The sequence below is a fragment of the Stenotrophomonas sp. 704A1 genome, assembly GCF_030549525.1.
Lineage (GTDB): Bacteria > Pseudomonadota > Gammaproteobacteria > Xanthomonadales > Xanthomonadaceae > Stenotrophomonas > Stenotrophomonas tuberculopleuritidis.
The window spans coordinates 730,208-752,578 of sequence record NZ_CP130831.1 but is presented as its reverse complement, the minus strand read 5'-3'; the positions used below and the strand labels follow the sequence as shown (position 1 = coordinate 752,578).

General features: G+C 68.3%; 20 protein-coding genes and 1 pseudogene. 6 read left to right on the top strand and 15 right to left on the bottom strand.

Annotation, left to right across the window (positions count from 1 at the left end; genetic code table 11):
* Positions 1-57 precede the first annotated feature (57 nt).
* Positions 58-900, bottom strand: coding sequence for a hypothetical protein (locus tag Q5Z10_RS03375; RefSeq protein ID WP_303637939.1), 843 nt, complete (start codon positions 898-900; stop codon positions 58-60).
* A 96-nt stretch (positions 901-996) separates the two neighbouring features.
* On the opposite strand from Q5Z10_RS03375, the gene ybaK reads away from it, so the two are divergent.
* Positions 997-1,470, top strand: a complete 474-nt coding sequence (gene ybaK, locus Q5Z10_RS03370) for a Cys-tRNA(Pro) deacylase (protein ID WP_303637938.1) — start codon at positions 997-999, stop codon at positions 1,468-1,470.
* Positions 1,470-1,973, top strand: coding sequence for a hypothetical protein (locus Q5Z10_RS03365; RefSeq protein WP_303637937.1), 504 nt, complete (start codon positions 1,470-1,472; stop codon positions 1,971-1,973). Before ybaK ends, Q5Z10_RS03365 begins: the two co-directional genes overlap by 1 nt.
* Here the strand turns inward: Q5Z10_RS03365 and Q5Z10_RS03360 are convergent.
* On the bottom strand, positions 1,970-2,602 hold the full coding sequence (locus tag Q5Z10_RS03360; RefSeq protein WP_303637936.1) for an energy transducer TonB: 633 nt from the start codon (positions 2,600-2,602) through the stop codon (positions 1,970-1,972). The two genes, Q5Z10_RS03365 and Q5Z10_RS03360, sit on opposite strands and share 4 nt — an antisense overlap.
* Positions 2,603-2,672: 70 nt before the next feature.
* Entirely contained in the window at positions 2,673-3,230 is a 558-nt protein-coding gene (locus Q5Z10_RS03355; protein WP_303637935.1) for a DUF3228 family protein, read from the bottom strand.
* A gap of 136 nt (positions 3,231-3,366) precedes the next feature.
* Between Q5Z10_RS03355 and Q5Z10_RS03350 the strand changes: the two genes are divergently transcribed.
* The 3 genes from Q5Z10_RS03350 (at position 3,367) to Q5Z10_RS03340 (ending at position 6,438) form a co-directional block, all read left to right on the top strand.
* Entirely contained in the window at positions 3,367-4,890 is a 1,524-nt protein-coding gene (locus Q5Z10_RS03350; protein WP_303637934.1) for an amidohydrolase family protein, read from the top strand.
* A gap of 93 nt (positions 4,891-4,983) precedes the next feature.
* Positions 4,984-5,811, top strand: coding sequence for a methylenetetrahydrofolate reductase [NAD(P)H] (gene metF, locus Q5Z10_RS03345; protein ID WP_303637933.1), 828 nt, complete (start codon positions 4,984-4,986; stop codon positions 5,809-5,811).
* 42 nt (positions 5,812-5,853) lie between these two features.
* Complete coding sequence (locus Q5Z10_RS03340; protein WP_303637932.1) at positions 5,854-6,438, top strand: DUF4124 domain-containing protein; 585 nt, start codon at positions 5,854-5,856, stop codon at positions 6,436-6,438.
* A gap of 754 nt (positions 6,439-7,192) precedes the next feature.
* On the opposite strand, the gene Q5Z10_RS03335 is transcribed toward Q5Z10_RS03340, so the two are convergent.
* The 3 genes from Q5Z10_RS03335 to Q5Z10_RS03325 form a co-directional block, all read right to left on the bottom strand.
* Positions 7,193-8,149, bottom strand: coding sequence for a Nudix family hydrolase (locus Q5Z10_RS03335; protein WP_303637931.1), 957 nt, complete (start codon positions 8,147-8,149; stop codon positions 7,193-7,195).
* Between the two features lie 216 nt (positions 8,150-8,365).
* Positions 8,366-11,083 (bottom strand): preprotein translocase subunit SecA, encoded by a 2,718-nt coding sequence (secA, locus tag Q5Z10_RS03330; RefSeq protein WP_303637930.1) that lies wholly within the window; start codon positions 11,081-11,083, stop codon positions 8,366-8,368.
* A gap of 232 nt (positions 11,084-11,315) precedes the next feature.
* Positions 11,316-12,269 (bottom strand): M23 family metallopeptidase, encoded by a 954-nt coding sequence (locus Q5Z10_RS03325; protein WP_303637929.1) that lies wholly within the window; start codon positions 12,267-12,269, stop codon positions 11,316-11,318.
* Positions 12,270-12,281: 12 nt separating this feature from the next.
* Here Q5Z10_RS03325 and Q5Z10_RS03320 point away from each other — a divergent pair, with 12 nt between their 5' ends.
* Positions 12,282-12,731 carry a DciA family protein gene (locus Q5Z10_RS03320; RefSeq protein ID WP_303637928.1) on the top strand — a complete coding sequence of 150 codons (450 nt, stop codon included), beginning with the start codon at positions 12,282-12,284 and terminating at the stop codon, positions 12,729-12,731.
* Positions 12,732-12,835: 104 nt separating this feature from the next.
* Here the strand turns inward: Q5Z10_RS03320 and Q5Z10_RS03315 are convergent, their stop codons facing one another.
* The 9 genes and pseudogenes from Q5Z10_RS03315 to ftsW form a co-directional block, all read right to left on the bottom strand.
* Positions 12,836-13,000: a hypothetical protein gene (locus Q5Z10_RS03315; protein ID WP_303637927.1), complete on the bottom strand. Its 165-nt coding sequence runs from the start codon at positions 12,998-13,000 to the stop codon at positions 12,836-12,838.
* A 13-nt stretch (positions 13,001-13,013) separates the two neighbouring features.
* Complete coding sequence (gene lpxC / locus Q5Z10_RS03310) at positions 13,014-13,925, bottom strand: UDP-3-O-acyl-N-acetylglucosamine deacetylase (RefSeq protein ID WP_303637926.1); 912 nt, start codon at positions 13,923-13,925, stop codon at positions 13,014-13,016.
* A gap of 203 nt (positions 13,926-14,128) precedes the next feature.
* Complete coding sequence (gene ftsZ, locus Q5Z10_RS03305) at positions 14,129-15,373, bottom strand: cell division protein FtsZ (protein WP_303637925.1); 1,245 nt, start codon at positions 15,371-15,373, stop codon at positions 14,129-14,131.
* 161 nt (positions 15,374-15,534) lie between these two features.
* Positions 15,535-16,770, bottom strand: a complete 1,236-nt coding sequence (gene ftsA / locus Q5Z10_RS03300; RefSeq protein WP_025876580.1) for a cell division protein FtsA — start codon at positions 16,768-16,770, stop codon at positions 15,535-15,537.
* Positions 16,771-16,838: 68 nt separating this feature from the next.
* A pseudogene (locus Q5Z10_RS03295) lies at positions 16,839-17,516 on the bottom strand (cell division protein FtsQ/DivIB); the annotation flags it as partial.
* Positions 17,513-18,475, bottom strand: a complete 963-nt coding sequence (locus Q5Z10_RS03290; protein ID WP_303637923.1) for a D-alanine--D-alanine ligase — start codon at positions 18,473-18,475, stop codon at positions 17,513-17,515. The gene Q5Z10_RS03290 and the pseudogene Q5Z10_RS03295, both read right to left, overlap by 4 nt.
* The gene (murC, locus tag Q5Z10_RS03285; RefSeq protein ID WP_303637922.1) at positions 18,472-19,908 is read right to left on the bottom strand and encodes a UDP-N-acetylmuramate--L-alanine ligase; all 1,437 of its coding nucleotides are present in this window, start codon (positions 19,906-19,908) and stop codon (positions 18,472-18,474) included. The genes Q5Z10_RS03290 and murC overlap by 4 nt, the downstream gene beginning before the upstream one ends.
* A 40-nt stretch (positions 19,909-19,948) precedes the next feature.
* The gene (gene murG / locus Q5Z10_RS03280) at positions 19,949-21,049 is read right to left on the bottom strand and encodes an undecaprenyldiphospho-muramoylpentapeptide beta-N-acetylglucosaminyltransferase (RefSeq protein ID WP_303637921.1); all 1,101 of its coding nucleotides are present in this window, start codon (positions 21,047-21,049) and stop codon (positions 19,949-19,951) included.
* Entirely contained in the window at positions 21,046-22,371 is a 1,326-nt protein-coding gene (ftsW, locus tag Q5Z10_RS03275) for a putative lipid II flippase FtsW (protein WP_303637920.1), read from the bottom strand. The genes murG and ftsW overlap by 4 nt, the downstream gene beginning before the upstream one ends.

The window sequence follows — 22,371 nt, the reverse complement described above, 5'->3', positions numbered from 1 at the left end:
CACGCCGCCGATGCTGGACCCCGGACGGGCGCCCTCGGGCGCCCGTTCTGCGTGGTGCTACATGCGTTGTCGATCATCGTCCAGTGCGTGCCGGCATTGCGCGGCGAAGTCACGCTGCCAGGTCGCCAGATCGAACCCTTCGCGCTGCTGGAATGAAACCGTCTCGCTGCTCAGCGCATAGCAGCGGTTCTGGCTGACGCGCAGCGCCGCCGTCGTGTCACCCGTCTCCCAACAGCGGTCGATGCAGGCCTGCATCACGGCATAGTCCGGGTTGGTCTTGGCGCCACCGAAGGCGAACCCCATCTGCTGGGCCATCGCCAGCACGGGATCGCCGGCCGCATCGGCGGCCCGCAGAATGCGCAGCACACCGGACTCGGGTACGCCGAATGCCCAGTTCGCCAGCACCGCCGCACGGGCCGCCGCCACCGCCGCAGCGTGGTGCTGCAGGCGCATGTGCTGCCCTGCCAGCATCGCCCATGCACGCTGCAGTTCGGGAAAACGGCGGCACGCATCTTCCAGCAGCACGATCGCCTGGGTCGGCTCGGCGGCCTGTACATGCCGCTGCGCGCGCTCGATCAGCGGCAGCGGCGACTCCACATCCGCCACCTCGTGGCCATCGGGTGCGCAGCCGTCATCGTCGCCGTCCCGCCCGCAACCGGCATCCAGCCACTGCGCGAACACATCCAGCGACGAATGGCGGAAGGCCATCCGGCCCTCGTCATGGAACATCTCGCAGACCACCGGTGGCTCGCGTTCGCGACCCAGCGGCCAGTACAGGCCGAACAGGTCACCGTTGCCCAGCGCGCCTTCGGCGATCGGCCAGAAGCCCTGGGGTGGATACGGCCCCGCGCACGGCCCGGCATCCAGGGTCAGGCCATGAAGAGGATAAGGTGCGCGCATGATGGGGTCCCGAGCGTGTCTACCGCGCATTATCGCAGCGGCCGTGCCAGTAGCCTCGGTCAAGGCAACTGCGCCCCCGCGCGCTACGATGCGCACATGACCCCCGCCATCAACCTGCTCAAGCGCGAGAAGATCGCCCACACCGTGCGCAGCTACGTGCACGACGCCCACGCCGAATCGTATGGCGGCGAGGCGGTCGACAAGCTCGGCCTGGACCCGGCCCAGGTGTTCAAGACCCTGCTGGCCAGCACCGAGACACATGAGCTGCTGGTGGCGATCGTGCCGGTCGCCGGCCAGCTGGACCTCAAGGCACTGGCCGAAGCCGCCGGTTGCAGGAAGTGCGAGATGGCCGCCGCCGATGCCGCACAGCGCGCGACCGGCTACCTGGTCGGTGGCATCAGCCCCCTGGGACAGAAGAAGCGCCTGCGCACCTTTCTGGACGCCAGTGCCGAGGCGCTGCCGGCGCTGCATGTCAGCGCCGGCCGGCGCGGGCTGGAAGTGGAACTGGCGCCGGCCGACCTGCTGCGGCTGACTGCCGGCCACTACGCTGCCATCGGCAGGGCGCGCTGATGCGCTGGCCGTGGTCTGCCGCGCCGCCGCCGCGGCTTGAGGACGCGCAGGCCGATGGGCTGCTGCAGGACCTGCTCTCGCGCGACGCAACGCGCATCACCGATGCCGCCCGCAGCGTCGCACGCCTGTTCGATGCCTCGTCGTTGCACGCGTTGGCCGCGCATGTGGATCTGATCGAGCGCAGCTGCCAGGGCATCGCCCTTGGCGGCCTGCTGGTCAGCAACCAGGCCCACCTGAAGGCGGCCCTGCACCGGTTGCGTTACTGGCAGGCGCGCCAGGGCTGCCTGTGCGCGCTCAATCCCGGCTATCCGTTCTTCGATCCCCGTCGCCTGCTCGAACAGGGGCAGGTGCGGTTGCTCCGCGTGGAAGAAGCCGAGGGCGGCTGGGGCGACTGCCACACGGTCTCGTGCGCACAGTGCGGCCGGCACTGGCAGGCCATCGACCGCGAGTACCACTACCCATGGTGGGAATGGACAGCCCTGACGGCGTTGCCCGGCAGCTAGTTGACGGCGAACGTCGCCGTTGTCCGCACCAGGCTCATGCGCGTGGTGCTGAACGCCCACCACTCCCGCTTCGATCGCCATCGCAGCGCGGCCTTGCCCGCCGCTTCGTCAAGCAACGGGTGGCCGCTGGACGTGGCCACGATGGCCGCCTTGACGCGCCCCTCGTCGTCCAACAGCAGGCGCAGGTGAACGACGCCTTCCTGCCCGTCGGCACGCGCCGCCGCCGGGTATTCCGGCATCGAAGGACGATCAAGCGTCCAGCGCGGGTCGTCCTGGACGAACAGCGAGCTGCGGGCCGAGAGCGGGCAGCGCGGCGGCATCTGCAGTTCGAACCCCGCTGCGCCGGCGATCGGCTGTACCTGCCCAGGCTGGCCACACGCGATGACCGAGAGGGTATCGAGCATGCGCTGCTGGCGCAGCAACGCTGCCGCATCGCGCCCCTGTGCGCGGAAGGTGCAGCGTCCGCCGTCCTGCGAAGCCTGCAGCTGCTCGACACCGGCATCGCGGATCGGCGCCAGCTCGGCCAGGCTCCCGCAGGCGGCGCTGGCATCGTATCCCGGCGAGCACCCGCCGCCGGCAAGCAGCACCACCAGCAGTGCGCTCCATCGCATCACGCGTCCCATCATCATCCGGCGCTCCGTGCATCGTTGTGCAGCCATGGTAACGCGGGGCGCAACCGGCACCTTCACAGCGCGCGGATCACGGCCGCCAGTTGGCATTGTTTTCCCAGAACGCCACCGCACGCTGGTAGGCCTCACGGTCCAGTGGCACGCCGGAACCGCCCTCCTCCACGCCCAGCGCATTGCGCATCATGGTGATCGGTGCCATCGGCACTTCTTCCGGTTCGGCGGTATAGATGCAGCCGACGATGCCCCAGTCGGCGTCGATCGGCGAACCTTCCTTCGCCAGCTGTTCGGCGCTGTACAGGATCACCACCAGGTAGTTCGCGCGCGGCGATTCCACGCCCTCGAACCAGCGCACCAGCACCGGCAGCTCCTCGCGGTTGCGCGCTTCGTAGCCGCTGCGCAGCTGGTGGCGGTTGGCGTCGGTGATCGGCACCGTCAGGCAGCGCGTGCTGGTCCAGTTCTCGTACACGAACAGCTTGCAGAACGGCGCGTAGCCGTCGAGCACCTTCAGCGGCGCATGTGCATTGAGGTGGGCCTGAAACTGCTCGGCAGTGCAGTCCTGGATGGTGTTGCCGCGCGGCACGCGCGGGAACAGGCGGGGGCGGGCGAAATCGGTAAGGACGATGGACATGGCGCGGCGTGGTCAGAGAATCCGCTGCACAGGGTAACCGCGCCGACCCCAGCGCGGGCGGAATGACGCGGGTCACTGGCGTCGCCGCCGATCCTGCGGCACCCTGCCAGCGACCCATCGCAAGGATCGCCGGCTCATGGACGCAGCACGTGCGTTGCCCCCGCCCCCTCGTCGTGGCCGACGCCGATGGCTGAAGGGGCTGGCGGTCATCCTGCTGGCACCGCCACTGCTGTTCAGCGCTGCCCTGCTCTGGCCATTGCCTGCACCGCCACTGCCCGAAACCGGCAACAGCCGCGTGATCACCAACGTGCGGGTGGTGGATGTAGCCAAGGGCCAGGCCAGTGAACCGACAACGGTAACGCTGCGCAACGGCATGATCGCCGCCGTCGGCGAAGGTGCATATGACACAGCACTGCCCGTGCTCGATGCCGGCGGCCGCTGGCTGCTGCCCGGCTTCTGGGACATGCATACCCACGCGCTGCAGCTGTCGCCACAGCTGCAGTTCCCGTTGATGCTGGCCAACGGCATCACCGGCACCCGCGACATGATGGACTGCCCGCGGCCAACCGATCCGCTGATCGCCTGCGTGGCCGACAAGCGCCGCTGGACCACACAGGCCATCGCCGGACAGCAGGCCGCACCGCGTTTCGTACAGGTCGCCAGTTTCTACTTCGAGGATCCGACGCTGGCACCGGAGGACGTCGCCGAACGCGCACGTGCCTACACCGCGCGCGGTGTGGATGCATTGAAGGTCTACAACCGGCTGCGTGCGGACAGCTACCAGCGGCTGGCCACCGAAGCGCGGCAGCTGCATCGCCCCCTTGTTGGCCACCTGCCCAAGGCGATCGCGCTGCAGGAAGCGCTGCGTGCGGGCCAGCACAGCTTCGAGCACGCCCATCTGTTCGCTCGCCATTGCTTCGACCAGGCCGCCGCATGGCGCAACGGCATGCTCGACGACGTTGACCCGACGGCACTGGCCGAACGCATGGTCGGCGGTTACCGGCCGTCCACCTGCAATGAAGCGTTTGCCTTGATGCAGGCCAGCGGTGCCGCGTTCGTGCCCACCCATGTCACCCGCGAGGAGGACGCACGCGCGCGCGATCCAGCATTCATTGACGATCCGCGCCTGGCCTATCTGGATCCGCTTTCGCGCTGGGCCTGGCGCGATGACCTGCAGGCCACCATCGCACGCTACCCCGGCCTGCGCGGCGAGCACGCGCTGAAGACCTACTTCGATCATGGCCTGGCGCTGACCGGCGCCGCGCATCGTGCGGGGGTGGCGGTACTGGTGGGCACCGATACCGGACTCGGTGGCTTCCGCTATCACGACGAACTGCAACTGCTGCGTCGGGCCGGTCTCAGCCAGGCGGAGGTGCTGCGTGCGGCGACGCTGCAGCCCGCGCGTCACCTGGATCAGCAGGCGCGACACGGCAGTGTCGAGGTGGGCAAGGCGGCCGACCTGGTGCTGCTCGATGGCAACCCGCTGCAGGACACCGCCAACACCCGCCGCGTGCATGCGGTACTGCTGGCCGGCCATCTGTATGACCGCCCGCGGCTGGATGCGCTGCTGTCCTACGCGCGCAAGCAGGCACGTTCGCCTGCCGTGATGGCGCGGCTGTTGTGGGGCTTTGCCACCAGCCCGGTCAGCAGCGAGCTGTGATCGCCGGCAGGCGGCACGCCTGTCACACCAATTTTGCACATCCATCTTGATGAAGAGATATACTCGACCGCATCCGCCGCCATCGCCCACGCCATGACCGCCATCAGCTTCGAGTTCTATCCGCCCAAGACCGACGAACAGCGCACCCAGCTCGACCGTGCCGCGGCGAAGCTGAAGGCCTACGCGCCTGAATACGTTTCCTGTACCTTCGGCGCCGGTGGCTCGACCCTCAGCTATACCTCCGAGACCGTGCGCCACCTCAACCAGCACCACGGCTTCGAGGCGGCGCCGCACCTGTCCTGCGTCGGCGGCACCCGCCAGGAGATCCGCGAGCTGCTGAAGCTGTACCGCGCCATCGGCTGCCGCCGCCTGGTCGCGCTGCGTGGCGACCTGCCCTCGGGCATGGGCTTCCCCGGTGACATGCGCTATGCGTCCGAGCTGATTGCCTTCATCCGTGCCGAGCATGGCGATGCCTTCCGCATCGAGGTCGGCGCCTATCCGGAAACCCACCCGCAGGCGCAGGATGCCCTGCTCGACCTCAAGCACTTCAAGGCCAAGATCGACGCCGGTGCCGATGCGGCCATCACCCAGTACTTCTTCAACCCCGATGCCTATTTCCACTTCGTCGACGAAGTGCAGCGGCTGGGGGTACAGGTGCCGATCACCCCCGGCATCATGCCGATCGCCAACTTCAGCCAGCTGCGTCGCTTCTCCGAACAGTGCGGTGCCGAGATCCCCCGCTGGATCGGCCGCAAGATGCAGGCCTACGGCGACGATGCCGAATCGGTACGCGCCTTCGGAGCGGAAGTGGTCGCCAAGCTGTGCCAGCGGCTGATCGAAGGCGGCGCGCCGGGCCTGCATTTCTACACGTTGAACCTGGCCAGGCCGACCACTTCGGTGCTGAAGCTGCTGCGCGGCTGAAGAAATGCGCTGCGCCCGCGCAAACAGCGCTACGCTGCGACGATGAACGCCGCTTTTCCCCTGCTGATCGCTGTGCTGACCGCCGCGCTGCTGGCCGGTATCGCGCCCACCGCGCAGGCACAGACCCCGCGCATGAACCGCTGTACCGATGCACAGGGCCAGAGTGTGTATACCGACCGCCCCTGCGACGCCCTGGGTGCGCGTTCGCGGTTGCCGCCGCCTGCACCGGCCGGTGCCACGCTGCAACGGGATTCACTCGGCGCCCGCTGTCCGCGTCGCCTGAGCGAGCTGGTGCAGGCGCTGCATGCCGCAGTGGGTGTTGGCGATGTGAACCGGCTGTCCTCGCTGTATCTGTGGGGCGCGGTCTCCGATGCCGGCGCGCAGCGCATCCTTGGCCAGCTGGAATCGATCGTGCGGCGGCCGCTGGTGGATGTGGTGCCGGTGTATCCGCAGCAGGATTCAGGCGCTGGCGACGGCACTGCCCTGCCCGGAATCGAACCCGAACCGCGGGCATCTCGGCATCCGGTGGGGCTGCGCCTGGAGCAGACGCTGCCGGGCAGCGTGGCGCGCGCCTCCACGGTGCTGGGACTTCGGCGCCAGTACGGCTGCTTCTGGATCACCCTGTAAGGTCGGCGTCGGGTCCGCCTGACGCGCGGTAGCGCCGGGCCATGCCCGGCGGAAAGCCAGAAGCGCCGCGCTGCGCGCTCGCGGGGCATGGCCCCGCGCTACCTGCGCCCCCCGCCATCCGCAGATCGGTAGCGCCGGGCCATGCCCGGCGGAAAGCCTGAAGCGCCGCGCTGCGCGCTCGCGGGGCATGGCCCCGCGCTACCTGCGTCCCCGGCCATCCGCAGCCCGGTTGCTCCGGGCCATGCCCGGCGAAAAACCGAAGCGCCGCGCTGCGCGCTCGCGGGGCATGGCCCCGCGCTACCTGCGTCCCCGGCCATCCGCCGGTAGCGCCGGGCCATGCCCGGCGGAAAGCCCGAAGCGCCGCGCTGCGCGCTCGCGGGGCATGGCCCCGCGCTACCTGCGCTCCCGGCCATCCGCAGCCCGGTAGCGCCGGGCCATGCCCGGCGGAAAGCCGAAGCGCCGCGCTGCGCGCTCGCGGGGCATGGCCCCGCGCTACCTGCGACCCCCGCCATCCGCAGACCGGTAGCGCCGGGCCATGCCCGGCGGAAAGCCGAAGCGCCGCGCTGCGCGCTCGCGGGGCCTGGCCCCGCGCTACCTGCGCCCCCGGCCATCCGCAGACCGGTAGCGCCGGGCCATGCCCGGCGGAAGGCCAGAAGCGCCGCGCTGCGCGCTCGCGGGGCATGGCCCCGCGCTACCTGCGCCCCCGCCATCCGCAGACCGGTAGCGCCGGGCCATGCCCGGCGGAAAGCCTAGATCACGCCGGCCACAGCCCGCGGATCGCGGCGATGCCCTGCCCGCCATGGCGGCGTGCTTCGGCGATATGGCCGCTGCCCAGGCCTCCCAGCGCATAGATCGGCAATGACACCTGGGCGCGCAGCGCGGCAAACGCATCCCAGCCCAGCGGCGTAGCATCGGGATGGCTAGCGGTCGCATGCACCGGACCGAGCACGGCGAAGTCGCACCCCAGTCGCTGCGCGGCCTGCAACTGCGCCAGGTCATGGCAGGACGCTGCCACCAGCTGCCCGTCCGGCAGTGGCCGTTCCTGCAGCTGCAGCAGCTGCTCGCTGCCCAGGTGCACGCCCACCCCCAGCGCGCGGGCCAGCGCGATATCGCGGTTGAGCAGCCACTGCACGCCACTGCGACGATGCGTGCGCAGCGCCTGTTCCAGCATCGCCTGGCGCTGCGGATGCGTCGGCGGCAGGCGCAGCTGGATGCGCTGCTGGCCGGCGGACACGGCGCGCTGCAGCTGGTCATGCCAGCGCTGCGGACCGGCCTCGTCGTCGGCCGGCGCCGGGGTGATCAGATAGCGGTCGGGCTGGCGCAGCGCGGCCACCACCGGCAGGTCGGCCGGTGGCATCGAATAGCGGCCCAGCTTGTCCGGCGCCACCCAGGTGATGGCCTGGCCCTCGCGCCCGCGCGGCGTGCCCTTCCAGCTGCGCACATGGCGCACTTCCAGGGTCAGGTGCTTGTCGGGATAGCGTTGTGGCACGTCCATGATCCATTCGCCAACCTCGGCCTCGATGCCGAGTTCCTCGCGCAGTTCGCGCACCAGCGCCTGCTCGGAGGTCTCGCCCGGTTCGCGCTTGCCGCCCGGGAATTCCCACAGGCCCGCCATGTCGCGGTTCTCGGTACGGCGGTTGAGCAGCAGGCGGCCGCGTGCGTCGGTGATGACGGCGGCCACCACGTGAATCGATCGTTTCGGGGGAGGCATGTCGAGAGAATGCCGACCCGCGCGGACCGGCGCAAGCACGCCGGCGCAATCGCGGCGAGCCCGTCAGCCCGCCCGCTCAATCCCGGCCGGGCCTGCGCGCTGCCGCGGCGGCCGGACCGATCCAGGCGCGGCACCAGCACGCACGGTGCGGGCGCTTAAACAGCAACGCCCCGCACGGGGCGGGGCGTCGTGATCCTGCAGCACTGCGCCGGTCGATCAGCTCAACTGGCCGTGGCAGTGCTTGTACTTCTTACCGCTGCCGCACGGGCAGGGATCGTTGCGGCCGATCTTCGGCTCGTCGCGCTGCACCTGTGCGGCCTGCACCTGCGCGGCTTCTTCGTCGGCGCTGTAACCGCCGGCATCCTGGTGCTGGAACTGCGACTGGCTCAGGCGCGCCTGCACCTGCTGGCGCTCGGCCGCTTCCAGCGCCTGCACTTCCTCGTCGCTGCGGATCCGCACGCGGGCGAGCAGGGTCACCACTTCGCGCTTGACGTTCTCCAGCATGTCCGAGAACAGCTCGAAGGCTTCCTTCTTGTATTCCTGCTTCGGCTGCTTCTGCGCGTAGCCGCGCAGGTAGATGCCCTGGCGCAGGTAATCCATGCGGGCCAGGTGCTCCTTCCAGCTCTGGTCGAGCACGGTCAGCATGACGTGCTTCTCCAGTGCGCGCATGGTCTCTTCGCCGACACCGGCTTCCTTCTCGGCGAAGTGCTGGTTGATGCGCTCCTGCACCTTGCTGGCGATGCCTTCGGCGTCCAGTTCCTCGTGCGACTGGACCAGCTCGGTCAGCGACATCTGCAGGCCGAATTCCGATTCCAGGGTGGCTTCCAGGCCACGCAGGTCCCACTGTTCGTCCACCGAGTTCGGCGGCACGAAACGGGCGACGATGTCGAACACCACGTCGTCGCGGATGCCGTCGACGTTGTCCTTCACCGATTCGGCGTCCAGCAGTTCATCGCGCTGTGCGTAGATCACCTTGCGCTGGTCGTTGTTGACGTCGTCGAAGTCCAGCAGGTTCTTGCGGATGTCGAAGTTGTGGGCCTCGACCTTGCGCTGCGCCTTCTCGATCTGGCGGCTGACCAGGCGGTCCTCGATGACGTCGTCTTCCTTCATGCCCATCATGCGCATCGCCTTCTGCACCCAGTCGGAAGCGAAGATGCGCATCAGGTTGTCTTCCAGCGACAGGTAGAAGCGGGACGAACCCGGATCACCCTGGCGGCCGGAACGGCCACGCAGCTGGTTGTCGATACGACGCGATTCATGGCGCTCGGTACCGACGATGTGCAGGCCACCGGCCGCCTTCACCGCGTCGTGGCGCTGCTGCCATTCGGCCTTGACCGCTGCCTTCTGCGCCTCGGTGGCATCCTCGCCCAGCGCGTGGATCTCCGCTTCCAGCGAACCACCCAGCACGATGTCGGTACCACGGCCGGCCATGTTGGTGGCGATGGTCACCGCAGCCGGACGGCCGGCATTGGCGACGATGGTCGCTTCGCGGTCGTGCTGCTTGGCGTTGAGCACTTCATGCTTCACGCCGGCCTTGCGCAGGTGCTCGGACAGCATCTCCGAGGTTTCGATCGAGGTGGTACCGACCAGCACCGGCTGGCCGCGCTTGGCGCATTCCTCGATGTCGGCCAGCACCGCGTTGAACTTGCCCTTGCGGTTGAGGAACACCTGGTCCGGGCTGTCCTTGCGGATGGTCGGGCGGTTGGTCGGGATCACCACCACTTCCAGGCCGTAGATGCTCTGGAACTCGAAGGCTTCGGTATCAGCCGTACCGGTCATGCCGGACAGCTTCTTGTACATGCGGAACAGGTTCTGGAAGGTGATGCTGGCCAGCGTCTGGTTCTCGCGCTGGACCGGCACGCCTTCCTTCGCTTCCACCGCCTGGTGCAGGCCATCGGACCAGCGGCGGCCGGCCAGGGTACGGCCGGTGAACTCGTCGACGATGACCACTTCGCCATCGCGCACGATGTAGTCCACGTCACGCTGGTAGATGGCGTGCGCGCGCAGCGCGGCGTTGAGGTGATGGACCACGGTCAGGTTCTGCGCGGCGTACAGGCCTTCGGTCTCGCCGTTGAGGATGCCGGCCTCGACCAGCAGCTGCTCGGCGTGCTCCATGCCCGCTTCGGACAGGTGCACCTGCTTGCCCTTCTCGTCGACCCAGAAGTCGCCCTCGCCGTCTTCCACTTCCTGCTTGACCAGGTTCGGCACGATGCGGTTGACCCGGATGTACAGTTCCGGGGAATCGTCGGCCGGGCCGGAGATGATCAGCGGGGTACGCGCTTCGTCGATCAGGATGGAGTCGACTTCGTCGACGATGGCGTAATGCAGGCCGCGCTGGTAGCGGTCGGCCTTGGACAGCGCCATGTTGTCGCGCAGGTAGTCGAAACCGAATTCGTTGTTGGTGCCGTAGGTGATGTCCGCGCCGTAGGCTTCGCGCTTGTCACTGTGCGGCATGCCCGGGTAGACCACGCCCACGCTCAGGCCCAGCCAGTTGTACAGCTTGCCCATCTGCGCGGCATCGCGGCGGGCCAGGTAGTCGTTGACGGTGACCACGTGCACGCCCTTGCCTTCCAGAGCGTTGAGGTACACCGGCAGGGTCGCCACCAGGGTCTTGCCTTCACCGGTGCGCATTTCTGCGATCTTGCCCAGGTGAAGCACCATGCCGCCGATCAGCTGCACATCGTAGTGGCGCATGCCCAGCACACGGCGACCGGCCTCGCGGCAGACCGCGAAGGCTTCCGGCAGCACCTTGTCCAGGGCTTCACCCGCGGCGATGCGCTGCTTGAACTCCGGCGTCTTGGCCTGCAGCTGCTCGTCGGAAAGCTTCTCGATCTCCGGCTCCAGCGCATTGATCTTGGCGACGATGCGGTTGAGCTGGCGCAGCTGTCGTTCGTTACGACTGCCAAATACGCGGGTAAGCAGGCTGTTGATCATTGAGGGAACCGGGTTGGATGGAAACGCCGCACGGTTCCGTGTGGACCCGTCCGCCGCAAACGAAACAGGGCGCCTTGCGCCCTGTCGATGGCAACACCCATTGTAGCTTGGGACGGCGGCGAGGGGTTTCAACCCTTGGCGGCCGCGCTTCGCGCTCGCGGGGCATGGCCCCGCGCTGCCGCCGGGGGTCCGACGGCCTCCCGGTAGCGCCGGGCCATGCCCGGCGTTGCCATCAACCGCGGCGGATGCGACCGACCGGCGTGTTGCCGCCGTCACCCAGGAACTTGCGCGGGTTGACCACGTTGCCGTTCTCCCACACCTCGAAGTGCACGTGGGCACCGGTGGAGCGACCGGTGGAACCGGCCTTGGCCACTTCCTGGCCGGCACGGACCAGATCACCGACCTTCACCACCAGGCGCGAATTGTGCGCATAGCGGGTGACATAGCCATTACCGTGATCCACGTCGACCACGTTGCCGTAGCCGCCCTTGACCCCGGAGAAGCTGACCACGCCGTCGGCCACCGCCATCACCGGGTCGCCGACGCGGGCGTGGAAGTCCATGCCCTTGTGGGTGGCGGCACCGCGACCGAACGGATCGGCACGGGTACCGAAGCCGGAGGTGACATAGCTGTTGCGGATCGGCATGCGCGAGGGCACGGCGTTCTGCTGCAGCTGGTGGTCGAACATCAGCGATTCCATCACCGACAGCTGGCGGCCTGAAGCAGCGAAGCGCTGCTCCAGCACCTGTAAGTCGGCGTTGACGTCCTTGACCGGGATGTCGGCGGCCGGGCCGCCGGCATCGCCGTCACCGAGGCCGGGGGTCTCGTTGAAGTCGAATTCGCCGTCTTCCAGCTTGCCCATCTGGGTCAGCCGTTCGCCGAGCGCGTTGAGGCGGGTGGCCTGGGCCTGCAGCTCGCCCAGACGGGCGGCCAGCGCGTTGACCTGGGTCTGCGCATCGCGCTGGACCTTGGCCAGCTCGGCCTCCTGGCGCTCGACCTTGGCCTGCAGGCGCGAGTCGTTGAGCGCGCTGGCGCCAATGCCGCCGGCAAGGCCGATAATGCAGCCTGCACCGAGCACACTGCCCAGCAGGGCCCGGGGGCGGTCCTCGAAGTAGAACCGCAAACGCGTGAGCGCCGATTTGGCCTGTCCTTCACGCGTTTTGATTACGATCTTTTTGAATGCCATCAGTGAGTTTTCATGTCTGAGCCGAAATCCAGCGTTCGTCCCGCATCCCGACCGAAGCCGGCCCTGGATGCAGTAATGGCGGACAAAAGCGGTAACCCGCTGCGCCGAGCCCTGTGGCTCGACGCGCTGGACCATCAGTTGCGCCCCCAGTTGCCGCCACCTCTGCGCAGCCGTTGCCGGCTGGCCAATGTGGACGGGGAACACCTCGTTTTTCTCGTCGAATCCCCGGTCTGGCATGCCAAGTTGCGGCTTGCCGAAGCCCAGTTGCTCGACGCGGCCCGGTCCATCGGGCTGAAGGCCACCAGGGTGACCATCAAGACTGCGTCTCCCACTCCCACGCGCTCCCCAGCGCTCGACAACCGGAATGGACCCCACGCAGTTTCAGCCGCCACGCACAAAGGGCTACGCGACGCCTTGGCGGCTCTGCAGGATGCGCCGGTCAAACCGAAGCAAGGGTCCTGAGAACACCGGAGCATCCAGCTCCGATCCCCGTCGCGCGTGTCACCGCAGCGTGAAACATTATCGGGGGCCGGGTCGCATCCTAGCCGCCCGCCGTGCCCGAGTCGTTAGATTGTTGTTAAATAATCGTTATATTCAGGCTTCCGGCCGGTGAGGTTCACAAAAGCGTGACCCGCGCCCGACAGTCGCTTCACCCGCTGCGCCGGCCAGGCAGGCGCCGCCGGAAACGACAACGCCGCCTGGCGAGGCGGCGTTTTCTTCTTGCGATTCAAGCACCTGCAACCATCAGGCGTAGGCAGGGACGCCGTACACCACCGGATCCTCGACCGTCGGCGACTCGTAGGTCACCCATTCCCAGGCCGTGGCATCGGCCATCAGCGCACGCACCAGCTTGTTGTTGAGCGCGTGGCCGGACTTGAAGCCTTCGTAGGCACCCAGCACCTGGCCGCCGGCCAGATAGAGGTCGCCGATCGCGTCGAGGATCTTGTGGCGCACGAATTCGTCGGCGTAGCGCAGGCCGTCTTCGTTGAGCACGCGGAACTCGTCGAGCACGATGGCGTTGTCCATCGACCCGCCCAGGCCCAGGTTGCGCTCGCGCATGTACTCCAGGTCACGCATGAAACCAAAGGTGCGCGCGCGGGAGATTTCCTTGGTGTAGGCCAGCGTGGAGAACTCGATCTCCTGGCGCGACTGCTTGGCCGGGATCATCGGATGGTCGAACTGGATGGTGAAGCCCAGCTTGTAGCCCTCGTATGGGGTGAAGCGGGCCACCTTGTCGCCCTCGGTCACTTCCACGGTCTTCAGCACGCGGATGAAGCGCTTGGGCGCATCCTGTTCCACGATGCCTGCCGACTGCAGCAGGAACACGAACGGGCCGGACGAACCGTCCATGATCGGCAGCTCGGCCGAGGACAGTTCGACGATGATGTTGTCCACACCCAGGCCGGCCAGCGCCGACATCAGGTGTTCGACGGTCTGGATCTTGGCGTCGTTGCAGGTCAAACCGGTGCACAGGGTCACTTCGGTGACCAGCTCGGCCTTGGCCGGCACTTCCACCACCGGGTCCAGGTCCACGCGGCGGAACACGATTCCATGGTTGACCGGCGCCGGACGCAGGGTCATGTAGACCTTGTCGCCGCTGTGCAGGCCGACGCCGGTGGCGCGGATCGTGTTCTTGAGGGTGCGTTGCTGGATCATGGGGGCGGACCGGAAGTGACACAGTAGATTAACACGCAGGGTCCCCTACCCCGGCTGAAACGCCGGCAGGCCGCCGGCAGGACACACCGGCGCGTCGATGGGACACGCGTGAAGCAGGGCGGCCGGGCCCATCCTGGCCCGGCGCCCGCGTTTTCAGGACATGGTGGCGCAACCCGGGGGGGACAAGCCCCGGGCAGCGTCGATCAGTCCGCCTGGCGGCGCAGGAACGCCGGGATGTCCAGGTAATCGTTGGGCAGTTCCGCCGCCGCCGGCGCCGAAGCCGCCGAAGCCGCCGGAGCCGACGGGGTGGACGCAGCTACGCTGTCGCTGCTGGCACGGCGCAGGCCCAGGCCCATGCCGCCGACCGCCTTGGACACGGCGTCGCCGCCGTTGTCGAACTCGCCGAACTCCGGCTGGCCGGTGGTGGCATTGCGGACCAGCTTGATCGGGGCACGCTCGCCCGGGCGCTGGGTCTTGCTGGCCGAGACGCGGTTCAGGCCGGTGGCGACCACGGTCACGCGCACTTCGTCCTGCATGTCCGGGTCGAGCACGGTGCCCACCACCACGGTCGCATCTTCCGAAGCGAAGCCGTCGATGGTGCGGCCGATCTCGTCGAACTCGGCCATGGTGAAGTCGGCACCGGCGGTGATGTTGACCAGGATGCCGTTGGCGCCGGCCAGGTTCACATCGTCCAGCAGCGGGTTCTGGATCGCCGATTCGGCCGCGGCCTGCGCGCGGTCATCGCCGCGGGCGGTACCGGTGCCCATCATCGCCAGGCCCATTTCGGACATGACGGTGCGCACGTCGGCGAAGTCGACGTTGATCAGGCCCGGACGCACGATCAGGTCGGCGATGCCCTGCACGGCGCCCTGCAGCACGTCGTTGGCGGCACGGAAGGCCTGGATCATGGTCGCGTTGCGACCCAGCACGGTGATCAGCTTCTCGTTCGGAATGGTGATCAGCGAGTCGCAGTGCTGGCTCAGTTCCTCGATGCCCTTCAGCGCGACCTGCATGCGGCGACGGCCTTCGAACGGGAACGGCTTGGTGACCACGGCCACGGTCAGGATGCCCATCTCCTTGGCCAGCTGTGCCACCACCGGCGCAGCGCCGGTACCGGTGCCACCGCCCATGCCGGCGGTGATGAACACCATGTCCGCGCCCTGCAGCGCATCCATGATGCGCTCACGGTCTTCCAGCGCGGCCTGGCGGCCGACCTCCGGGTTCGCGCCTGCGCCCAGGCCCTTGGTCACGTTGGTGCCCAGCTGCAGCTGCAGCTTGGCGCCACAATTCTTGATGGCCTGCGAGTCGGTGTTGGCGGTGATGAACTCCACGCCGTCCACCGCCGAGTTGACCATGTGCGCCACGGCATTGCCGCCGCCGCCGCCCACGCCAACCACCTTGATCACCGCATTGGGTGCCATCTTTTCGATCAGTTCAAAATGCGCCATGTCCGTGTCCTCGTTGTATCCGCTTCGGCTGGCATGGGCATTCGGGCGTCCTGCCTTCGTGCTGCATGCCGGCGTTGCGGCTGTGTGGGTTGTGTGTTGCCGGTGTTGCGTCGTACTGCGGTGTTGCTGCCGGGGGTCACCCGGGTGTTGCCGGTGCCGCGTCAGAACTCGCCGCGGAACCAGGTCTTCAGTTTCTTGAACATGCTGCCGGCACGCCCGGTCGGCAGCGACGGCCGCCTCGGGTGCTCGATCTGGCTGCCCATCAGCAGCAGGCCCACGCCGGTGGCATGCACCGGGTTGCCCACCACTTCGCCCAGGCCGGTGACGTGCTGCGGAATACCCACGCGCACCGGCATCTGCAGCATCTCCTCGGCCAGTTCGACCACGCCTTCCATCTTCGAGGCACCGCCGGTCAGCACCATGCCGGCGCGCACCAGTTCCTCGAAGCCGGAACGGCGCAGTTCGGCCTGCACCATCTCGAAGATTTCCTCGTAGCGGCCCTGCACCGCCTGCGCCAGCGCGTGTCGCGGCATGCGGCGCGGCGGACGGTCGCCCACCGATGGCACCTGGATGCTTTCCTCGGCGGTGGCCAGCTGGGCCAGCGCGCAGGCGTAGCGCACCTTGATCTGCTCGGCTTCCGGGGTCGGCGTGCGCAGCATGTGCGCGATGTCATTGGTGACGTGGTCGCCGGCGATCGGCAGCGAGGCGGTGTGGCAGATCGCGCCCTGCACGAACACCGCGATATCGGTGGTGCCCGCGCCCATGTCCACCAGCACCACGCCCAGCTCGCGCTCGTCGGCGGTCAGCACCGCCACGCTGGAGGCCAGCGAGGACAGCACCAGGTCGTCCACCTGCAAGCCGCAGCGCTGCACGCACTTGCTGATGTTGGCCGCAGCCGACTGCGCGCATACCACCAGGTGCGCATGCACCTCCAGGCGCACGCCGGTCATGCCGACCGGGTTGCGGATGCCTTCCTGCGAATCATCCAGCACGTACTCGCGCGGGATGGCGTGCAGGATCTTCTGGTCGGCCGGGATCGCCACCGCCTTGGCCGCATCCAGCACGCGGTCCAGGTCACCCCAGGTCACTTCACCGTCGCGGATCGGCACGATGCCCGGCGAGTTCTTGCACTGCACGTGATTGCCGGAGATCGACGCGTAGACCGAGCGGATCTCGCAACCGGCCATCAGCTCGGCTTCCTCGACCGCGCGCTGGATCGACTGCACCGTCGATTCGATGTCCACCACCACGCCGCGCTTGAGGCCGCGCGACTCGTGGGAGCCGATGCCGATCACCTCGATCGGGTTGCCCGGCGAGTACTCGCCCACCAGCGCCACCACCTTGGAGGTGCCGATATCCAGGCCGACGATCAGCGATTTGTCACCCTTGCGATTCATGTTCTTTCCTGCGTCCTTCGTGCCGGGGTGCCCGGTGCATTGGCCGGGGTGACCGGGGCGCCCCAGCTCAGCGTGAAACCATTGGTGTAACGGAGATCGGCGCGCTCGATCGGCGCGGCCTGGTTGTTGAGTTGCGGCAGCACCCGGACGAAGCGCTGCAGGCGCGAACGCGCGTCATCGCGCCCGACCACCACTTCGGTGCCGTTGCTCAGCACCAGCGACCAGCTGCCGCGCGCATCCATGCTCAGCCGGCGTACGTCGACGCCGGCCGGCGCGAACAGCGCGCGCGAATCGTTGTAGAGCTTGACCACTTCTTCGGTCTGGCTGTCCGGGCCATCCAGCTCGGGCAGCTCCAGGTCGGCCAGCTTCTTCGGCGTGGGGAACAGCTTGCCCTGCTCGGACAGCAGGCGGTCCTGGCCCCAGCGCGCGAACGGCTTGTGCTCGACCAGGGTCACCTCCAGCACGTCCGGCCACTGCTTGCGGACCTGCGCGCTTTCCACCCAGGGCAGCGCTTCCAGTGCGTCCTGCGCGTCCTGCAGCTTGACTGCGAAGAAGCCCGAGCGCGCATACGGCAACAGTACCTGCTGCAACTGCTCGGCCGGCACCCGCTTGAACTCACCGTGCACGCGCAGCTTCGCCAGCGGCCAGCGCTCAGCGCCAACCCAGCCGTTGACCACGGCGACCACCGGCAGTGCAACCACCGACAGCGCCAACAGCCAGACGAAGATGCGCAGCACCGCGTTCATGCGTGCGATGCCTCCAGGGTCTGTTCCAGCACGCGCCACACCAGCTCTTCAAAGCCGATGCCGGCCTGGCCGGCGGCCTTGGGCACCAGCGAATGGCTGGTCATGCCCGGTGCGGTGTTCACTTCCAGCAGGTAGAAGCGGCCACTGGCGCGGTCACGCATCACGTCCACGCGGCCCCAGCCACGGCAGCCGGCGGCACGGAACGCCGCCAGCGCGATGCGGCGGATCTCGTCTTCAGCCTCACCATCAAGGCCCGGGCACAGGTACTGGGTGTCCTCGGCGATGTACTTGGCGTTGTAGTCGTACCACTGGCCCTTGGGCACGATGCGGATCGACGGCAGCGCCACGTCGCCAAGGATGGCCACGGTCAGTTCGTCGCCCACCACCATCTGTTCCATCAGCAACTGGCCGTCGTAGCGCGCCGCCAGGGCCACTGCTTCGTCCAGGCCGGCGTCATCGGTCACCCGGCTGATGCCCACGCTGGAGCCTTCGTTGGCCGGCTTCACCACCACCGGCAGGCCGAGTTCGGCCGCGTTGGCGTGCACGTCTTCGGCAGTGACCTTGCGGTACTGCGGGGTCGGCAGGCCCAGCGACAGCCACACCTGCTTGGTCCGGATCTTGTCCATGCTCAGCGCCGAACCCAGCACGTTCGAGCCGGTGTAGGGCACGCCGAAGGCGTCCATCAGGCCCTGCACGATGCCGTCCTCACCACCACCGTTGTGGCCGTGCAGGATGTTGAACACGCGGTCGATGCCACCGGCGGCCAGCGCCCTGGCCAGCGCCGGAATGCCATCCACGGCGAACGCATCGACGCCACGCGCCTGCAGGGCGTCGAGCACGTTGCGGCCGGAATCCAGCGAGACCTCGCGTTCACTGGAGGTGCCGCCCAGCAGCACGGCAACGCGGCCGAACACGGCCGGGTCGGTGCTGCGCAGCGGCGGGAAGGACAGCGCGCTCATGCCTCGCCCTCCGCCCTGAAGCCTTCCACGGCGATGTGGCTGGCCACGGCGCCGATGTCACCGGCGCCCATCATCAGCAGCAGGTCGCCGTCCTGCAGCACATCCGGCAGCACGGTCGCCAACTCGGACGCCTTGCCCACCACCACCGGCTCGCTGCGGCCGCGCGCACGGATGGCACGGGCCAGCGCGTGCGAGTCGGCACCGGCGATCGGTTCCTCGCCGGCCGGGTAGACCTCGCTCAGCACCAGCGCATCGACGCTGGACAGCACTGCGGCGAACTTGTCGAACTGGTCGCGGGTGCGGCTGTATCGGTGCGGCTGGAAGGCCACCACCAGGCGCTTGTCGGCCCAGCCGCCGCGGGCAGCGGCGAACACCGCTTCCAGCTCGCTCGGGTGGTGCCCGTAATCGTCGATGATGCGCACCTTGGCACCACTGGCGGTGGTCACTTCGCCCAGGTCGTTGAAGCGGCGGCCGACCCCGGCAAAGCCGGCCAGCGCACGCGCGATGGCATCCGGCGCCACGCCCAGCTGCCAGCCCACCGCAGCGGCGGCCAGCGCGTTGAGCACGTTGTGCTTGCCCGGCAGGGCCAGCACCACTTCCTGGCTGGTGCCCTGCGGCAGGCGCAGGGTGAAGCGCATCCGCGAGCCTTCCTGCACCACGTTCTCGGCGCGCACGTCGGCCTGCGGGCTCATGCCGTAGCTCATCACGTGGCGCGGCGTCTTCGCTGCCAGCGCGGCCACTTCCGGGTCATCGATGCACAGCACCGCCAGGCCGTAGAAGGGCAGGCGCTGCAGGAACTCGGCAAACGCCGCCTGCACGCGGGCGAAATCGTTGCCGTAGTTCTCCAGATGGTCGGCATCGATATTGGTGATGATCGACATCAGCGGGTTCAGGCGCAGGAAGCTGCCATCGCTTTCGTCGGCCTCGGCCACCAGCCACTGGCCACCACCGAGCTTGGCGTTGGCGCCGGCCGCCAGCAGCTGGCCACCGATCACGAAGGTCGGATCCAGGCCGCCTTCGCTCAGCACCGCCGCAGTGAGGCTGGTGGTGGTGGTCTTGCCGTGGGTACCGGCCACGGCGATGCCGCGGCGGAAGCGCATCAGTTCGGCCAGCATCGCCGCGCGGGGCATGATCGGAATGCGCTGGCTGCGCGCTTCCATCAGTTCCGGGTTGTCTTCGCGGATGGCACTGGAGACCACCACGCAGTCGGTGCCCAGCACGTTGGCGGCCGAGTGCCCGCGCATGATGCGCGCGCCCAGGCCGGCCAGGCGGCGGGTCGCCGCGTTGTCGGCGTTGTCCGAGCCGGACACTTCGTAGCCCAGGGTCAGCATCACCTCGGCGATGCCGCTCATGCCGGTACCGCCGATGCCGACGAAATGCACGCGTGGGAACGCGCGCACCAGGTCATTGGTGTCGTGCAGGCGGCGGATCATGCGCGGCCTCGCGCAGGGCAGGCGCTGGAGCGTGCCTTCTTCATACAGCTTCCTCGAGAATGATATCGGCGATGCGTTCGGCGGCATCGACCTTGGCCAGCGCACGCGCGGCTTGCGCCATCTGCATGCGGCGGGCGGGATTCTGGGACAGATCGCGCAGCAATGCGGCAATGCCGTCGGCCAGCGTTCCGTCCTGCTTCAGCAACACCGCAGCGTCGCGCTCGACCAGATACTCCGCGTTGCGGGTCTGGTGATCGTCGACGGCGGCAGGGAATGGCACCAGCACGCTGCCGATGCCGACCGCGCACAGCTCGGCCAGGGTGGACGCGCCGGCGCGGCACACCACCAGGTCGGCCCAGGCAAAGGCTTCGGCCATGTCGGCAATGAAGGGGGTGATCTCGCCCTGCACACCGGCCTTGGCGTATGCCTCGACGGCTTCGGCATGCAGCTTCTCACCGCTCTGGTGGCGCACCAGCACCGGCAGCCCGGCGCCCAGCTGGGCAATCGCCTGCGGCACCCCGCTGTTGAGCGCGCGAGCGCCCTGGCTGCCGCCCAGCACCAGCAGACGCAGCGGACCGCTGCGGCCGGCCAGTCGCTGTTCCGGTGCAGCGATGGCAGCGATTTCCGCGCGCACCGGGTTGCCGACGAATTCCTCGCGCGCGGCGAAGGTGCCCGGGAAACCTGTCAGCAGGCGGCGTGCATAGCGCGACAGGATGCGATTGGTCAGGCCCGGCGCGCGGTTCTGCTCGTGCACCAGCAGCGGCAGGCCGTGCAGGCGCGTGGCCATGCCACCGGGGCCGGAGGCGAAGCCGCCGAAGGCCACCACCGCGCGCGGCTGGCGATCACGGATGATCAGCCCGGCAGCACGCAGCGCGCGCATCAGCCGCCACGGCGCCGCCAGCAGCGCCAGCTTGCCCTTGCCACGCAGGCCGGTGATGGCCAGCGTGTCGATCGGAATGTCGTGCTGCGGTACCAGGCGGGTTTCCATCGCGCCGTCGGCGCCCATCCAGGTGACCGGCACGCCGCGCGCACGCAGCACCCGGGCCACGGCCAGCCCCGGGAAGATGTGCCCGCCGGTGCCGCCGGCCAGGATCATCACCGGGCGGGTGCTGGCGGTCGCGTTGGAGCCGACGCTGCTCATGACAGCCTCCCGAAAGTCGGTTCGATGCGCGACTGCAGGCGGCTGGTGCCGCGCGCGGCCGCCGGTGCCGCGGCAGCCACCGGTTCGGCCTTCATCGGCGCAGCGGTGGCAACCGGCGCGACCGGCGTGACCGGCGCATCCGCCGCCACCGGGGCGTCCTCGCCCCCGCCGATTCGCACAGCCTGGCGACGCTCGGCGCGCTTGAGTTCATAGGACACGCGCAGCAGCAGGCCCATCGCCACGCAGGTCATCAGCACCGACGAGCCTCCGGAGGAGATCAGCGGCAGGGTCAGGCCCTTGGTCGGCAGGATGCCCAGGTTCACCCCGATCGAGACGAAGGTCTGCATGCTGATCCACAGGCCGATGCCGAAGGCGATGTAGCCGGAGAAGTGGCGCTTCATTTCCACGCAGCGCATGCCCAGCCAGAAGGTCCGGCCGACCAGCAGCGCGTACAGGGCCACGATCACGCAGGTGCCCAGGAAGCCGAACTCCTCGGCGGTGACCGAGAAAATGAAGTCGGTATGCGCTTCAGGCAGGTAGTACAGCTTCTGCACCGAATTGCCCAGGCCGACGCCGGTCCACTCGCCGCGGCCCACCGCCATCAGCGCGTTGGACAGCTGGTAGCCGTCGCCCTGCTGGTCGGCCCATGGGTCCAGGAAGGAGGTGATGCGGCGCATGCGGTACGGCTCGATGATCGCCAGCGCGCTCATGCCGACCAGGCCGATGATCACCGGCATCGACATGCGCGGCATGTTCACCCCACCCAGCACCAGCATGCCGGCGGTGATCGCCAGCAGCAGCGTGGACGACCCGAAGTCCGGCTGCAGCAGCAGCAGCACCACCAGCGCACCGGCCACGCCCAGCGGCTTGAGCATCGCCGGCCAGGTCGCATTGACCTCGTCGCGGAAGCGCACCAGGTAGCTGGACAGCCAGACGATGTAGAGCACCTTCACCGCTTCAACCGTCTGGAACTTGGAAATACCCAGGTTGATCCAGCGCCGGGCACCGTTGACGCTGCTGCCGAGACCGGGGATGAACACCACCACCAGCAGCGCGAAGCAGCCCAGCAGCAGCATCTGGTTGTACTGCTCGATGGACTTCAGCTCGGTGCGCGCGGCGATGACCGCCAGCACGATACCGACCGCCAGGAACACCAGGTGGCGGTTGAGGTAGTAGAACGGGCTGCTCATCAACGCGATCGAGCTGGACGCCACCATCACCACGCCGATGCCGGTGAGCGCGATGATCGCGCCCAGCAGCCACTTGTCGTAGCTGCCTTCGATGGCTTCGAGGCGTGTTGCCTGGCGGGACAGGTCGTTCAT

Bases quoted from the DNA above. Each gene is read 5' to 3' on its own strand.
- Q5Z10_RS03375 (WP_303637939.1), bottom strand. From the start codon at position 900: ATGCGCGCACCTTATCCTCTTCATGGCCTGACCCTGGATGCCGGGCCG.
- ybaK (WP_303637938.1), top strand. From the start codon at position 997: ATGACCCCCGCCATCAACCTGCTCAAGCGCGAGAAGATCGCCCACACC.
- Q5Z10_RS03365 (WP_303637937.1), top strand. From the start codon at position 1,470: ATGCGCTGGCCGTGGTCTGCCGCGCCGCCGCCGCGGCTTGAGGACGCG.
- Q5Z10_RS03360 (WP_303637936.1), bottom strand. From the start codon at position 2,602: ATGATGATGGGACGCGTGATGCGATGGAGCGCACTGCTGGTGGTGCTG.
- Q5Z10_RS03355 (WP_303637935.1), bottom strand. From the start codon at position 3,230: ATGTCCATCGTCCTTACCGATTTCGCCCGCCCCCGCCTGTTCCCGCGC.
- Q5Z10_RS03350 (WP_303637934.1), top strand. From the start codon at position 3,367: ATGGACGCAGCACGTGCGTTGCCCCCGCCCCCTCGTCGTGGCCGACGC.
- metF (WP_303637933.1), top strand. From the start codon at position 4,984: ATGACCGCCATCAGCTTCGAGTTCTATCCGCCCAAGACCGACGAACAG.
- Q5Z10_RS03340 (WP_303637932.1), top strand. From the start codon at position 5,854: ATGAACGCCGCTTTTCCCCTGCTGATCGCTGTGCTGACCGCCGCGCTG.
- Q5Z10_RS03335 (WP_303637931.1), bottom strand. From the start codon at position 8,149: ATGCCTCCCCCGAAACGATCGATTCACGTGGTGGCCGCCGTCATCACC.
- secA (WP_303637930.1), bottom strand. From the start codon at position 11,083: ATGATCAACAGCCTGCTTACCCGCGTATTTGGCAGTCGTAACGAACGA.
- Q5Z10_RS03325 (WP_303637929.1), bottom strand. From the start codon at position 12,269: ATGGCATTCAAAAAGATCGTAATCAAAACGCGTGAAGGACAGGCCAAA.
- Q5Z10_RS03320 (WP_303637928.1), top strand. From the start codon at position 12,282: ATGTCTGAGCCGAAATCCAGCGTTCGTCCCGCATCCCGACCGAAGCCG.
- lpxC (WP_303637926.1), bottom strand. From the start codon at position 13,925: ATGATCCAGCAACGCACCCTCAAGAACACGATCCGCGCCACCGGCGTC.
- ftsZ (WP_303637925.1), bottom strand. From the start codon at position 15,373: ATGGCGCATTTTGAACTGATCGAAAAGATGGCACCCAATGCGGTGATC.
- ftsA (WP_025876580.1), bottom strand. From the start codon at position 16,770: ATGAATCGCAAGGGTGACAAATCGCTGATCGTCGGCCTGGATATCGGC.
- Q5Z10_RS03290 (WP_303637923.1), bottom strand. From the start codon at position 18,475: ATGAGCGCGCTGTCCTTCCCGCCGCTGCGCAGCACCGACCCGGCCGTG.
- murC (WP_303637922.1), bottom strand. From the start codon at position 19,908: ATGATCCGCCGCCTGCACGACACCAATGACCTGGTGCGCGCGTTCCCA.
- murG (WP_303637921.1), bottom strand. From the start codon at position 21,049: ATGAGCAGCGTCGGCTCCAACGCGACCGCCAGCACCCGCCCGGTGATG.
- ftsW (WP_303637920.1), bottom strand. From the start codon at position 22,371: ATGAACGACCTGTCCCGCCAGGCAACACGCCTCGAAGCCATCGAAGGC.